This is a genomic window from Nocardioides rotundus, from assembly GCF_019931675.1.
Taxonomy (GTDB): Bacteria; Actinomycetota; Actinomycetes; order Propionibacteriales; family Nocardioidaceae; genus Nocardioides; species Nocardioides rotundus.
Window position 1 is genome coordinate 3,435,879 of record NZ_CP082922.1, and the last position, 14,234, is coordinate 3,450,112.

Sequence of the window (14,234 nt, forward strand, 5' to 3'; positions counted from 1 at the left end):
CTGTCTCAGCGACCTTCGCTGCCGGTGGCGTCGACAAGCTCCAATGGCGGGAGCGCATCGAGGATCTTCATCGTCTCGACGGACACGGAGACGACCCTCGCGAGCAGGTCGAGGATGTGTCGGGGGTTGCCGACCTCGCGAGACCAGTCGTTGGGGTCGTTGACGATCTGCGACGCCTTGTCGGTCTTGACGTAGTAGCGGTCGATGATCCATTCGATCGCCGATCGGCTCCCGAGCATGTAGCGGTGGGCAGCCTCCGGGATTCCGGACAGCACGATCCGTTCGTTGAAGTGGAGGGTCGTGCGGTCCTCCTTTATGCCGTCGGCGCGTTGCTGTGCCGTGGCCTTTCCGAACCGCATCTTCTTGTCGACGGCGTAGTAGGCGAACGGGTCCGAGCCTGTCGGTGGTAAGGCTTCGAAGCCAGCCATTGGATATGGGTCGGCGGACTCGTAGCCGAGGTGAAGGTCCATCAGTCGGGAGCCCGCACTGGCGAACGCCCGGAAATCTCGGACGAAGGGGATGCGGGGAAGGGTTCGTTTCAGGTCGGCTGCGTAGGCGCTGCGGTAGTCGGGCGAGTGCATCAGCCCGTAGACGTAGTGGAACACGTCGTCCTTGGTGATCTGCTCTGCCGGGTATGCCTCGTGGAAGAGCGCGAGAGCCGCGTCGGTGATGTTGTCGATGCGCCTGTAGCCGTCGATCACCTCGTCGTCGGCCGCAGCCAGCAGGTCCAGCGTCCCCTCCTCAGGCTCCGACGCCTCGTAGGTCCAGCGCGAGAAGCACTGTCCTGTGTCAAGGACGTGGAGATCCGGCAGCGTATCGATTGCGATGAACGAAAACGGCGCATGAGAGCTGACGCCCGTCAGGACGAAACCCCGGTTCGGCTGTTCCCTCGTCGGGAACATTCGCGGCATTTGTCCTCGGATGTGGTTGAGCCCGTGGTCAAAGTAGGCGTGCTGCTTGAAGAAGGGGCGGTAGGTGGCAGTGACCACGTGCTCCCCGTCGTACGTTAACGGCTTCCGGGCAGCCAAACGGTTCTTCAGGCTGAGGGTCCACGAGATTCGGGTGGCATCGAGGTCGATGAAGTCCTTGACGAGATCCTTGGGCTTCGCGCCGGGGTGCGCCTTCAGGTGCTCCTCGAAGTCACTGATTTGTGCGTTGTATGCCGCGATGGTCCGCTGGACGTTCTCGCGGAGGCGCGACTCGGATGACTGGTACACCCAGGCGTCGCGACCAGTTTCCAGGCCGCGGCCGTACACCTCGAAGATCGTCGGACCAGCAAGATCTTCCCCGTGCTTTGCCCCGATCGGGAGGAATGTCTTGAAGTCGTCGGTGCGTTGGCTGAGCCAATCTCCGGCTGCGTTCGGGGTGATCTCGCGCATGTCGAGATTCGAGAAGCTCTCACCTGCCTGGACAGCACGGATCTTCTGGCCGGCCGTCAGGTAGTCGTCGACCTGTGTGTAGTGGACCTGCGCCGGGCCGCTCTTCGCCGGGTTCTTGACGAGCATGACGATCGCGATGGTGGCTCGGGAGCCGCCCTTGGTGCTCTTGATCTCGGTTCCGTCTGGACGCCAGCCGCCGAACTCGAAGACCGGTCTGCCCTCCTTCCGGCCCTCCTCACCCGCGATGCGCCCGTTGCCGCGGAGGTTGAAGACGTAGATGTCGGAGAACTCGTCTGCGAGGGATTGACGCATCTCTCCGCCGACGTTGGAGTCGAGGAACCCGCCGTTGGTGACGAACGCGATGACTCCTCGGTCGGCGATCCGAAGGGTGGCCCACTTGATGGCTCGGATGTACGAGTCGTAAAGCGAGCTATTACCACCACGGCCGCGGTCGGCTGAGTAGTCGCGCCGAATCGCGGCGTCGATCATGGGGTAGGACGTGTTCTGGTTGTCGTCGTTGGCGGAGTCCTGTCCGACGGAGTAGGGCGGGTTGCCGAGCACCACGGTGATGGGCAGTTCCCGCTGCCGGACGATGCGCGAGTTGTTCTCCGGGAAGATCGCGAGGTCTTGTCGGTCGCCATCTTCGTAGGACTGGAAGGTATCGGTCAGGACCAGCCCGGGGAACGGCGCCGTGGTGCCCCCGGTCTGCGCGATCTGCTCGGCGTAGGTGGTCTCGATGTTGACCGCGGCGATGTAGTACGCCAAGAGCAGGATCTCGTTCGCGTGTAGCTCGTTCGCATACTTCCGGGCCAGGTCATGAGGCTCGATCAGCCCGGACTGGAGGAGGCGGACGACGAAGGTGCCGGTGCCTGTGAACCCGTCGAGGACATGGACGCCTTCATCAGTCAGCCCCTGGTCGAATTCGCTCCTCAATACCTCGTCAGCCGAGCGGAGAATGAAGTCGACGATCTCGACGGGGGTGTAGACGATGCCGAGTTTGTCAACGGTCTTGGTGAAGGCTGTGGCGAAGAACTTGTCGTACAACTCGACGACTACCCGCTGCTTGCCGCCAGCGTCAGTGACACCTTCGACCCTCCGACGCACGGACGCATAGAAGCGGTCCAGGTGGGCCTGTTCGGATTCGAGGTTGTGCTCGTCGAGGCTTGCAAGCATCAACTCCATCGTCTGGGCGACTGGGTTGTTCGCGGCGAAGTCGTACCCGGCGAACAGCGCCTCGAAGATGGGACGGGTGATGATGTGCTGGGCAAGCATCTCGATCGCCTCGTCTTGGGTGATCGACTCGTTGAGGTTGCCACGAAGTCCATCGAGGAAGACCTCAAACTCCTTTGCGGCGTTCGATGATGGGTCGGCGAGAAGACCGTTGATTCGAGTGATGTGCGCGCGGGCGATGTCGGCAACGTCGCTCGCCCATGATTCCCAGTAGCGGCGCTCGCCGACCTTCTTGACGATCCGCGCGTACATAGCGTCCCGGAAGCCCTCGAACCCGTAGTCGAGCGTCAACTGCTGAGTCTCGGTCTCGTCGTTACCCTCGCGCTCCTTGCGCGGGGTCACGTCGTCGATGATGAGCCGGTTCGTCTTGCGCTTGTTCAACTCGATCGAGTTGACCAGCGCGTGGAAGCGGTCGTCGTGGGAACGCAGTGCCTGGAGGACCTGCCAGACGACCTGGTACTTCTTGTTGTCGTTGAGTGCATCTGACGGTCGGACCCCGGACGGCACCACGACCGGGAGGACGATGTAGCCGAGTTCCTTGCCAGGCGCCTTTCGCATCACGCGTCCGACCGACTGCACGACGTCTACCTGTGACCCGCGGGGTGTCAGGAACAGCACGGCATCAAGGGCGGGCACGTCGACGCCTTCGGACAGGCAGCGAGCGTTGGTGAGGACGCGGCACACGTTGTCGCCCGTGTCAGCCTTCAGCCAGTCGAGGCGGCGGTTGCGTTCGTGGATGCCCATCGTGCCGTCGACATGGGCCGCCTCGACGCGCAAGTGGTTGCGGCCGGGGTCGCCGTTCTCGTCCTGCAACGCCCGCTCGACGAGAACCGGGAAGGACTCGGCGGCCTGCTTCGATGCTCGGATGTCCTTGGCGAAAGCAACGGCCGTCTTCATCGGCGAGCGGTCGGTGACCTGCTCGTCGGACCCGAAATGCTTGGCAAGGCCGTTCCAGCAGCCGATCAAGCGGGCTGCGTCGTCGAGATTGATCTCTCCGGACTGCGCCATGGCGTGCTGGAAGTTCTCGGACACGTAATTCTCGTCCACGGCGAGGACGAGGACCTTGTAGTCGGTCAGCAAGCCTGCCTCCACGGCGTCGCCGAAGCCGAGCCGGTGCAGCTCTGGGCCGTAGGTCTCTTCGTCGCCCATGTCGGCGAGGATCGCTTCGGCGTCAGTGGCCCTCTTGCGAACCTCTTCGCCGAAGACTCGTGGGGTGGCGGTCATGTAAAGGCGTCGCGCGGCTTTCAGGAAGTCGCCGTCGTGGACCTTGACGAAGTGTGACTCGTCCTTCCCGGCCAGGGTGACGCCGGTGGTGCGGTGGGCTTCGTCGCAGATGATCAGGTCGAATGCACCGAGACCCTGCTTCTGGGCATCGGCGATCACGTCGATGGACTGGTAGGTCGCGAACACGACGGTCATCCGGTCGGTTGCGTGCTTGCCGACTTGGCTGCGGGCCACGAGGGTTGCGGCGTTCGTGGTGGCGGGTTCGGTGAGGTCGATGGTGGACATGTCGGCGTCGTCAGTGCTGGTTTTGCGGCCGACTCGGACGTCGGAGCAGACCGCGAACGGCCGGATGTCGACCTCCGCGTTGGCCATCCACTCACGCAGGCTTTGGGAGAGCAACTGGATCGAGGGAACGAGGAACAGCACCGATCCGCCCGTACCCACGAGGTCCTCGGCGATCCTCAGGGATGTGAAGGTCTTGCCGGTGCCGCAGGCCATGATCAACTTGCCGCGATCATGCTCGGCGAGGCCGTCGCGGACCTTCGTGAGGGCGGTCTGCTGGTGAGTAAGCAGCGCCTTCTTGCCGGTTGGGACGACGACTTCAGGGGTGGACCAGGAGTAGGCGGACCAGTCGATGTTGGCGTCGTTGAGGTAGCCGACGTCGATCCGCTGGACAGGGACGCTCAACCCGTGGAGTGTGTCCTCGGCGTTCTTGGACCACTCCTTGGCGGTGTCGAAGATGTACCGCTCGGAGAAATCGGCCTTGCCGCTGGTCGCGACGAACGAGTCGATGTCGCCCTTGGAGACCGACCGCTTCTCGTCGTAGAACTTGCACTGGATCGCCGCGAAGTCGCCGGTCTCACGACGTTGGGCCACCAAGTCGATCCCGGTGTCGGGTCGACCCTGACGACCTGGCCAGTCAGACCACAGCCAGACGTCCGAGAACTTCGCCGTCCACTCCGGGTCAGTGCTCAGGTAGGAGGCGATCAGCCGCTCGAACCTGTCACCCTTGTCCCGCTCGTCCAGCGCCGTCGCGCGGAGGTCATCGAGAAGATCCTGAATGGTGGCTGGCATGTGCGCAGTCTCCCAGTTTCGTGCGGGGTGTCGCAGCAAGACGTGCGATCTGCGCGCGCTGTCAGCCCCTCAGATATTCCAAGAGCGAGCGGTTGGGCTGCAGTGTCCCGCGCCACGGATAATGCCGCGGCGGGTAGGTGTCTTCGTCCTTGACGACGCGCGCGTACCGGGCCCGTAGTGCAGAGAGCAGTTGTGGACGGAGGACCCCGTCGTCGGGTGCGACGTTGAGCGCGCAGAGGAGGACCTCAACGGAGGTCTCAGGATCGCTCCAGCCCTGGACCGGCGAGAAGAGCGGGTCGCAATTCCAAACGAGCGGGTGAAAGCCGTCGGCGGTCACCAGCACCCCCTTGCTGCCTTCAGGCGCCTTCATCGGCTTGAGGCCACGGAGTAGGTCGTCGGGCTGGCCCGCGAACCTCGGGAGTTCCACGATCTCGACCTTGGCGTCTTCGGGCAGCCACTGGAGTTCGGGTGTTGCGCCGAGTACGCCACGCAGTTCCACGGCGGCGAACGTGTTGTCTGGCTCGACGCAGTTGGTCCATAGCGTCACCACGTCGTCGACATTGAACGACACCTCATCGTCGACCTCTTCGATGCTGCCCCAGTCCCGGACTCGCACCCGTGAGTAGGTCGGCACCTTCTGTAGCTTCATCACCCGGCCGACGGCTGGGGCCTTTTTCTCCTCAGACACGGTGCGGAGACTAGGCGCACAGGCCGACGGAATCTTGCGAACGCGGAATCTCCTCCAGCGTGATCGCGTCGACTTCAACGTTCGCTGGAATCGGGAACGTCGCCGTCCACGAGGACATCGACTGGACCCAGCACGAGGCCCTGGAGCACCTGGCGGTCCTGTCGGTGGCCGCCCGATGGGCCGATGGGCCGCAATCGTCCGGCCTGACTAGGCCACAGAACGGCGCCGCCTACTTGGGATTTTCCCAACCGAGCCGTACCGTGCATGCATGCACAGCATCGGTTCCCGCGTGCTGGAGCGGATCGAGCAGGTGTGCCCGGACGACCTGCACAGGGACATCGCACAGGACATCGGGATGACCCCCGATGCGTTTTCGCGCGCCCTCAGGGACAAGCGCCAGTTCTCATCGCTGGAACTTGCTCGGCTTGCTGAGCGGCTCAATGCGGACCTGCACTGGATAATCACCGGCGCCCCGGACCCGAACCGTCTAACCGTCGCAGCCCGGCACAACTTCGACCACGAGACCGGCGAGCGGGACATCCCCGGCCGCGAGGGCGACGAAGCGACTATCCAGAACATCGCCCTGGCCTACCGGCAGGCGTACCGGGAGCCGGAAATTGCTAACCCGCTTCCCGACCACCCGGACAAGGCGCGTGATCTCCTTGGAGACGCCTTCGTGCGCCCGTTTGCAGAACGCCTGGAGCAGCGCCTCGGCGTTGACGTAGTGCGTGTTCCCGACCTCTCAACTGCCTACTCGTTCACGGTCGGCGGGAGGCGCGTGATCGCGATCCCAGCGACCGGCAACTGGTTCAGGGAGAACTGGTCGATGGCGCACGAACTGGGCCACCTCGCGATGGGACACCACGACGAGGGCCTCGCCGCTGACGTCTCTGAGAAGCACGAGGTGTCCGCCAACTCGTTCGCGGCCGACCTCCTGCTGCCAGAAGACGTCCTCGGCAAGTTCGACTGGGACCATACCGGCGACCCCGAGTTGGCCGATGCGGTTTGGTGGCTGGGCGTGTCGACCGATGCGCTCGCTCGGCGGCTCAACAGCCTCAATGGGTACGTTCCGCAGCGGGTCAGCTTCTGGGCTGGGCACCCCACCCAGCGGCTCCTGCGGCGCTGCCTGATGCTCGATTCCGCGGGCGATGACGTGATCACCCAGCGGATGGACGAGGCTGCCCAGCGGCGGTTCCCCTTGGCGCTCCAAGAGGCGCACGTCGCGGGCATCGCCAGCGGTTCTCTCGGGAAGGGCACTCTGGCTTGGATGCTCGGCATCGACGCTGACGCCTTGGAGGTTGATGCCCCGGAGGTCCCAGAAGTCAAGGCCGACGCCCTCGCCGACGCGCTGGGGCTCTGAGGCGATGGCCGTCCTGCTGTTCCCGGACAACACGGTCCTGATCAACTTCGCGGTCATCAACAGGATGGATCTGCTGGAACGCCTCGCAAACGGCAACGGCGCGTGGTGTGCGACTGTCTCGCAGGAGTGCGGTGCATCGGCGACCCAGCCCGGGCTCGGCGCCCTCGCCCATGCAGACGCCATCTTCGGGGACCCGTGGTTTCCCGAAGGGGCCGAGCACCTCGACATCAGGATGCTCCGACAGGAGCTAGCCAGTCCCGGTGATGGTCCGAGGAAACACCTCGGCGAAGCTGAGACGCTCGCGATCATGATGCGCCGTCAGGCGAACGGCTTCTTCGTCACTGATGACGGCGAGGCACGGCGGCTGGCGACAAAGCACGGCGTGAAGGTTGCGTCGACGTGGCTGCTGCTCCGCACCGCTCACAAGCAGGGTTGGGTCGACGACGACACACTCTGGGGCTACGTACAGACGCTGCGGACCAACAAACGTGGCACCCCGCCCGGTGTGTACGACCGCGAGTCCTTCAACAAGTGGCTGGAGCCGTAGACCGGCCTAACTCGATGCTGCGGCTGCGCCACCGGACGCGTCGGGGGCGAAGAACCGGTCGAGCAGGTACCGAAAGTCCGGCGCTACGTCCCGGGCCGACGTAGTGCTGCCAGGTGATGGACATGTCGGCGTGGCCGAGGGCGTCGCGGGGCGACTTCAAGGCCAGCCTCGTGGGCGACCAGGGTGCCGACTGTGCGGCGCAGTGTGTGTGGCGTGACGCCTTCGAACGCGGTGCCGTCGATGATGCCGCGCAACTTGGTGCGATGGTTGTCCGGGAAGAGGATGGCGCCGGTGCGGTTCGCGAACACCGGGTCGTCGAGGCGGCGCCACATAGTGCGCTTGCGGCGCTCGTTGAGCATCTCCACGCCCGCCTTCGGGAGGATTAGCGTTCGTTCTCCGCCGCCCTTGGTGATGGGCTTACGGTGAAGGCGTTCAACGAACACGCAGCCTTCCTCGATGACGTTCTCGGCGCGGTCCTTCTTGGGTGCCTGCTTGCGGGGCTCGACGAGGGTGGCGGCGACATGAACCGTGGGCACGTCGCCGGACAGGTCGACGTCACGCCAGGTGACGGCAAGGGCTTCACCGATGCGACAGCCAGTGGCGAGCAGAAACAGTGCGAGTTCGTGGACATCGGGCGTACGACCCTTGCCGGCGATACGTCGACCTTGCTTGTCGACCGCGTGTCCGACGGCGTGCGCTGCGGTGTCGGCGAGGAACGCTCGGGCCTGGTCGACGGTCAGCCGCTGGATCTCGCCCTCGCGGCGGCGCGGGCGCTCGACCTCTCGCATCGGGTTCGAGGCGAGGGCGCCGTGGCGGACCGCGAGCGCGAACATCTGCCCGAGCACCGTTGCGCGCATGGGCGGTGGACCGGCCAGACTTCTCGACGGCACGCAGTGCTTCGTCGAGGAGGCCCACCCTCGCTTCGGTGAGCCGGAGTCCACCAAGTCGCGGGACGACGATGTGGGTGATGGCTGACTGGTGTGCGGCGAGGGTCTGCGGTGAGACCGGTCCGCCGTGGCGTCCTCTGGCCCGGCCCTTCACCGGCGTCTCGGCGCCGTCCATTCGGCGCTTGATCCAGAAGTCGGCGAGGTCGGCGACAGTCATCGTGGCGGTGACGCCGCTGCTGCCCAGCGCATTTCGGGCTTGGAGGCGCTGTTCCAGCGCGCGTTGCGCGGCCTGGCTGCCTTTGCGCTTGACGCGGACGGGTCGCCTGCGTCCGTCGTGGTCACGCACCCACACGCCCGCCTGGTCATGCCGGTGGGCTTCCCGGTCCTCGTCGAGGATCGGGTGGCACCAGCGATGCCCTTCTTCCCCGACTGGGATTCTCCCGCTCAACTCGCCTTGTTCTCCTCCCCGTCCCTCTCGACGAGGGCGCGCTGCTCGCGCAGCCACTCCTCGATGTCGGCCCGGCGGTACTCGACGCGCGCCATGCGCTTGTAGTGCCGCGGGCCTTCCTGGCGGGACCGCCAGTTGGCGAAGGTCCGGACGTTCCGCTTCAACACGACCGCCGCCTCAGCGGGGGTCAGCCACTCGTCGTTGTTCTCCACGTTGGTTCTCCATCTCTTGCTTCTGTCTGCCTCCTGTGAGTCCCCTTCGTAATCACGACGCTGCTCGTCGTGACCTGGTGTGTTGCTCGACAGCAGGAGCCAACCACGTGGGTGGGTCAGGTGAGAGGGAGAAGCGGATGGACATTTTGTCGGCCACTGGTGCACGACTGGTGCACCCCTCGGCGACCTAGGGCGCGCGACGGCGGAAAACGAAAGTGGCCCCTGTCAGCGTTCACGCTGGCAGGGGCCACTTTCGGGTGAATCAGATGGAGCCGCCTGTCGGAATCGAACCGACGACCTATTCATTACGAGTGAATCGCTCTGCCGACTGAGCTAAGGCGGCGCGCGGCCCGGGGGTCGCCCGGGCAGCGGTTGGAGTATACGGAGCACCAACCCGGCGCGGCCAATCGCGGGCCCGACGTACGTGGGCCTGCCCCGTGCTCCGAAAGCGGGTCGACGTACGTCGAGTGGGTCAGGCGGCGGTGAGGTCACGGTGCCGCGCGGCCAGGCCGGTCGTCCAGGCCTGGTCGGCGCCACACCAGCACACATAGGTCACGGTGATGCCGCGGCTGTGGTTGGTCATGCCGGTGATCTGGCTCGGGAAGATCAGCTGGCGCTTCCCGCAGGCGGTGCAGGTGTTGTCGAACATGGCGACCTCCCCTGAGTCGATGGGCGGACCTCGCGTCGCCACCCATGGTGCGACCGATCCGACCGATAGGGGTAGCCTCGCTTTCCTTCACGACCCCAAGGCTCTGCCTTAGGCTGCCGACGTGCTCTCACTCCACCAGCTCCGCTGCTTCCTCGCGACCTACGAGCACGGCTCGCTGACCGCGGCCGCCGACGAGCTCGGCTACGCCCAGCCCTCGGTGTCCGAGCAGATCCGCACCCTGGAGAAGTCCATCGGCACCCCGCTCTTCCACCGCGTCGGGCGCGGGGTCGTCCCCACCACCGCCGGGGAGTCGCTGCGCCCGCACGCGGAGCGCACCCTCGCCGCGGCCGCCGACGCCGAGCGCGCGGCCCGGGCGGTCACCGCGCTGGAGACGGGCACGGTCCGCTTCGGGATGTTCGGTACGGCGCGCCTCTACGCCGGCGCCGGCCTCGTCGCCGACGTCCTCGCGCGCCACCCGCACGTCCGGGTCGAGCTGATCGGACAGAACTCCACCGACGTCCAGGAGCAGTTGCGGCGCGGCTGGATCGAGGCCGCGATGATCGCCGTACCCCAGGTCTCGAGCGAGGGCATGCAGGTCACCCCGGTCGCCCGGGACGAGCTGGTCTACATCAGCAGCGACCCCGAGCGGGTCGCCCGCCCGGTCACCGCGACCCGCCTCGCCGCCGCCACGCTGGTCATGGCCGAGACGACGTGGCGGGCCGAGGACTCCACCCGCATCGTGCTGCGCCAGATGATGCACGAGACGGGGCAGAACCCGCAGACCCGGATCGAGGTGGAGGACGTCGAGACCGCCGTGGAGCTGGTCGGCATGGGCCTCGCGGACTCGGTCATCCCGCGCGGCGCCGTCGAGGCGCTGCTCCCGCGTCTGGCGCCGAAGGCACGCTGGGCGCCGCTACGCCCGCGGCAGTACGACACCATCGCGATCGTGCATCGCGCCAACGCGACGCTCTCCCCCGCGACACGGCTGATGATCGAGCTGGCGACCGCGCGGATCCAGGCGATCAGCGAGCCGATCCATCCGCGACGCGGCGCCAACTAGCGCCGACTCGGGGTGAACAAGCGCCGACTCGGCGTCAACTAGCGCCGACTCAGCAGGAGAGGGGGTCGGAGCGGGGGACGGTGCCGCGGATCAGGTACGCCTCGACGGCGCGGTCGACGCAGGAGTTGCCCGCGTTGTAGCCGGTGTGGCCGTCGCCGTCGCGGCGGATCAGCACCCCGGACTCGAGCTGGTCGGCCAGCGCCTCGGCCCACTTCAGCGGGGTCGCCGGGTCCCGGGTCGTCCCGATCACCAGGATCGGCGGAGCCCCGGCGGCGCGGATGTCGCGCGGCTTCTCGGTCGAGCGCACCTGCTGACCCGAGCAGCCCAGCAGCCCCCAGGCGAAGGAGCGACCCAGCACCGGCGACGCCTCGAGGAACGCCGGGATCTCCGCCTCAACGCCGGCCGCGTCGGTCGAGCTCGGGTCGTCCAGGCAGTTGATCGCGACGTTCGCCTCCATCGAGTTGTCGGCATACGACCCGTCGGGGTTGCGGGAGGCATAGGCGTCGGCGAACGTCATCAGCATCGTCCCGTCGCCGCCGAAGGCGGAGCGGAGCGCGCTGGAGAGGTAGGTCCAGTACGTCCGGTCATAGAGCGGCGCCGCGATCCCGTAGAACGCCGCCCCCTCGGTGAGCTCGCGCTGCCCGGCCGGGATCGGCTGGCGGTCCAGCTCCTCCAGGAACGTGGAGATCCGGTCCAGCCCCTGATCGACGGTCGAGCCGAGGAAGCAGGAGTCGCTCACCTCGATGCAGTTGGCGACGTAGGCCTCCAGCGCGGTCTGGAATCCGCGCGCCTGCTCCAGGGACTGCTCCCGCACGGACAGCGACACGTCGACCGCGCCGTCGAGCACCAGCCGGCCGGCGCGCTGCGGGAAGAGGTCGGCATAGGTCGCCCCGAGCTGGGTGCCGTAGGACGCGCCGAAGTAGGTGAGCCGGTCGTCCTCGAGCACCGCGCGCAGGACGTCCATGTCGCGGGCGGCCTCGATGGTGCTGACGTGCTGCGCGAGCTCGCGGTCCGAGGCGGCGCAGCCCCGGGTGAACGCGCGCGCTGCGGCGAGGTACTCCCGCCGCTCGGCGGCGGTGTCGGGATCCGGGTCGCCGGAGGTGTAGGCGTCCAGCTGCTCGTCGCTCACGCAGTCGACCGGTGCGGAGTCGCCGGTGCCGCGGGGGTCGAAGCCCACGACGTCGAAGCGGCGCAGGACGGGTTCACGGAAGAAGGTCTCGGCGTTCTGGGCGTACGTCGTCCCAGGGGCTCCGGGGCCACCGGGGTTGACCACCAGCGAGCCGGCGCGCTGGCCGTCGGCGTACCGCTTGAGCAGCGCGATCTCGATGGTCCGTCCCTGCGGGCGCCGATAGTCCAGCGGCACCTCCATCCGGGCGCACGCCTGACGCTCGCCGCACGAGCGCCAGTCCAGTCGCTGGTCGTAGAACCGCTGCAGCGCGGGCCGTGGCGCCTCACGGGCGGCCGGGTTGGGCTCCGGCTCGGTGGTGGGCGCGAGTGAGCGCTGCGACCCTGGCTCCGGGGAGTCCCGCGAGGTCACCGTCAGGGCGGTCAGCACCAGGCCGAGCACCACCAGCACCACCAGGAGGGCGGCCACGACCCGCTTCATCGCAGGGCCCCCGCCGGCAGCGCGAGCGCGACCATCATCGACTCCAGCGCCAGCGCCGGCGGGACGTTGAACTCCAGCATCTGCTCGCGCGCCTCGAGGATCGCGTCGATCCGGCGCAGGTGCTCCTCGGGGGTCGCGGCCGCGGCCAGCCGCTCGACGTCGGGCCGCATCTCCTCGTTGACCAGGTGTCCCGGCGCACCGACTGCGAGCGCGACGGCGTCGCGGTAGACCGACAGCAGGTCCATCAGTCCTCGGTCGACCACGTCGAGGTGACGCCGCTTGGCGCGGGTCTTCTGCGACCGCTCCATCTCCCGGAGGGCGGGGGCGTACTCCCGGGGGCGGCGACCGCGCTCGACGACGCCGTACGTCGCGTCCAGCTCGGTCTTCTCGCGGGCGTCGAGCTCGGAGGTGATCGCCTCGGCCTCCTCCTTGGTGACCGCGTGCAGGGACTGGGCGAGGTTCATCGCGGCACCGAGCGAGGTGAGCCGGACCGGCATCGCGACCACCTCGGCCCGGCGGATCCGGGTGGCCTCGTCGCGGGCCAGCGCCTTGGCCCGGCCGATGTGCCCCTGGGAGGCGCGCGCGGCGTGCGCCGCCAGGGCGGGCGGCACGTCGAGCTCGCGGGCGAGGTAGTCCGCGACGTCCTCGGCGGTCGGAGTGGTGAGCGTGACCAGCCGGCATCGCGACCGGATCGTGGGGAGCACGTCCTCGACCGTCGGCGCACACAGCAGCCAGACCGTGCGCTCGCTCGGCTCCTCGATCGCCTTGAGCAGCGCGTTGGCGGCCTGGTCGGTGAGCCGGTCGGCGTCCTCCACCACGATCACCTGGTAGCCCGAGCCGGCCGGGGAGAGGGCGGCGCGACGCACCAGGTCGCGCACCTCGTCCACGGTGATCGAGAGCTTCTCCGTGCGCACCACGCCGATGTCGGGGTGCGAGCCCACCTCGGCGGTGCGGCAGGCGTGACACTCCCGGCAGCCGATCCGGCGCTCGCACTGCAGCGCCTGCGCGAAGGCCAGGGCGGCGTTGGAGCGGCCGGAGCCCGGCGGCCCGGTGAAGAGCCACGACTGCGTCATCCCGTCCCCGGTCGCCGCCCGGCGCAGGGTCTCGACCACCGGCCGCTGGCCGACCAGGGTGTCCCAGATCGTGCTCATGCGGAGGCCTCCGGGGCGACCGACCGGGCCTGGCCGAGCAGCGGCTCGACCCGGACGCGGACCGCCTCGGCGATCTCCTCGACCGGGGCGCGCGCGTCGAGCACGAGGTAGTGCTCGGGGTCGGCCTCGGCGAGCGCGAGGAACTCCTGCCGCACCCGCTGGTGGAACTCCAGCGACTCCCCCTCGATCCGGTCCCGCTCGGCGAAGCGGCCCAGGCCCGCCTGCGGCTCCAGGTCCAGCAGCACGGTCAGGTGGGGGCGCAGGTCGCCGGTCGCCCAGCGCGCCACCTGCTCCAGCTCCTCGGGGACCAGGTCGCGGCCGGCCCCCTGGTAGGCGAGCGTGGAGTCGACGTACCGATCGGTGACCACCACTCGGCCTGCCTCGAGCGCGGGCAGCACCACGGTGTCCACGTGCTCGGCCTTGTCAGCGGCGTAGAGCAGTGCCTCGGTGCGGTGCGAGAGATCGCCGGTGGCCGGGTCCAGGACGATCCGCCGCAGCTCGCGACCGACCGCGGTGTCGCCCGGCTCGAAGGTCAGCAGCACCTCGTGCCCGAGCTCGACCAGCCAGTCGCGCAGCCGCCGCGACTGGGTCGACTTGCCCGCCCCCTCGCCGCCCTCGAAGCAGACGAAGACGCCGTGCGGCGCATAGCGTCCGACGGTTCCGGTCACGCAGCCTCCTGGTGCCTCCGCGGGTGTGCGCCCGACGGTACCGCCGACCAC

11 protein-coding genes and 1 tRNA gene are annotated in these 14,234 nt (G+C 67.7%); 3 read left to right on the plus strand and 9 right to left on the minus strand.

Going from position 1 to position 14,234, the window contains the following annotated elements; genetic code table 11:
* Positions 1 to 5: 5 nt before the first annotated feature.
* Positions 6 to 4,907, minus strand: coding sequence for a DEAD/DEAH box helicase (locus K8W59_RS16950; protein ID WP_223396133.1), 4,902 nt, complete (start codon positions 4,905 to 4,907; stop codon positions 6 to 8).
* 61 nt (positions 4,908 to 4,968) lie between these two features.
* On the minus strand, positions 4,969 to 5,595 hold the full coding sequence (locus K8W59_RS16955) for a hypothetical protein (protein ID WP_223396134.1): 627 nt from the start codon (positions 5,593 to 5,595) through the stop codon (positions 4,969 to 4,971).
* A gap of 268 nt (positions 5,596 to 5,863) precedes the next feature.
* Here K8W59_RS16955 and K8W59_RS16960 point away from each other — a divergent pair, with 268 nt between their 5' ends.
* Positions 5,864 to 6,955, plus strand: coding sequence for an ImmA/IrrE family metallo-endopeptidase (locus tag K8W59_RS16960; protein WP_223396135.1), 1,092 nt, complete (start codon positions 5,864 to 5,866; stop codon positions 6,953 to 6,955).
* A gap of 4 nt (positions 6,956 to 6,959) precedes the next feature.
* Positions 6,960 to 7,502, plus strand: coding sequence for a hypothetical protein (locus tag K8W59_RS16965; protein WP_223396136.1), 543 nt, complete (start codon positions 6,960 to 6,962; stop codon positions 7,500 to 7,502).
* An 83-nt stretch (positions 7,503 to 7,585) separates the two neighbouring features.
* On the opposite strand, the gene K8W59_RS16970 is transcribed toward K8W59_RS16965, so the two are convergent.
* From K8W59_RS16970 to K8W59_RS16985, 4 genes are all read right to left on the minus strand, one after another.
* Positions 7,586 to 8,347 (minus strand): tyrosine-type recombinase/integrase, encoded by a 762-nt coding sequence (locus K8W59_RS16970; RefSeq protein ID WP_223396137.1) that lies wholly within the window; start codon positions 8,345 to 8,347, stop codon positions 7,586 to 7,588.
* 486 nt (positions 8,348 to 8,833) lie between these two features.
* Positions 8,834 to 9,049, minus strand: a complete 216-nt coding sequence (locus tag K8W59_RS16975) for a helix-turn-helix domain-containing protein (RefSeq protein ID WP_223396138.1) — start codon at positions 9,047 to 9,049, stop codon at positions 8,834 to 8,836.
* Positions 9,050 to 9,316: 267 nt separating this feature from the next.
* A tRNA-Thr gene (locus K8W59_RS16980) sits at positions 9,317 to 9,392 on the minus strand.
* A 129-nt stretch (positions 9,393 to 9,521) separates the two neighbouring features.
* Positions 9,522 to 9,698, minus strand: a complete 177-nt coding sequence (locus K8W59_RS16985) for a hypothetical protein (RefSeq protein WP_223396139.1) — start codon at positions 9,696 to 9,698, stop codon at positions 9,522 to 9,524.
* 121 nt (positions 9,699 to 9,819) lie between these two features.
* Here K8W59_RS16985 and K8W59_RS16990 point away from each other — a divergent pair, with 121 nt between their 5' ends.
* The gene (locus tag K8W59_RS16990) at positions 9,820 to 10,758 is read left to right on the plus strand and encodes a LysR family transcriptional regulator (RefSeq protein WP_223396140.1); all 939 of its coding nucleotides are present in this window, start codon (positions 9,820 to 9,822) and stop codon (positions 10,756 to 10,758) included.
* Between the two features lie 49 nt (positions 10,759 to 10,807).
* Here the strand turns inward: K8W59_RS16990 and K8W59_RS16995 are convergent, their stop codons facing one another.
* The 3 genes from K8W59_RS16995 to tmk are packed head-to-tail and all read right to left on the minus strand — an operon-like array spanning position 10,808 to position 14,183.
* Positions 10,808 to 12,364, minus strand: coding sequence for an alpha/beta hydrolase (locus K8W59_RS16995; protein WP_223396141.1), 1,557 nt, complete (start codon positions 12,362 to 12,364; stop codon positions 10,808 to 10,810).
* Positions 12,361 to 13,515 carry a DNA polymerase III subunit delta' gene (locus K8W59_RS17000; protein WP_223396142.1) on the minus strand — a complete coding sequence of 385 codons (1,155 nt, stop codon included), beginning with the start codon at positions 13,513 to 13,515 and terminating at the stop codon, positions 12,361 to 12,363. Before K8W59_RS17000 ends, K8W59_RS16995 begins: the two co-directional genes overlap by 4 nt.
* Complete coding sequence (gene tmk, locus K8W59_RS17005; RefSeq protein WP_223396143.1) at positions 13,512 to 14,183, minus strand: dTMP kinase; 672 nt, start codon at positions 14,181 to 14,183, stop codon at positions 13,512 to 13,514. Before tmk ends, K8W59_RS17000 begins: the two co-directional genes overlap by 4 nt.
* Positions 14,184 to 14,234 lie beyond the last annotated feature (51 nt).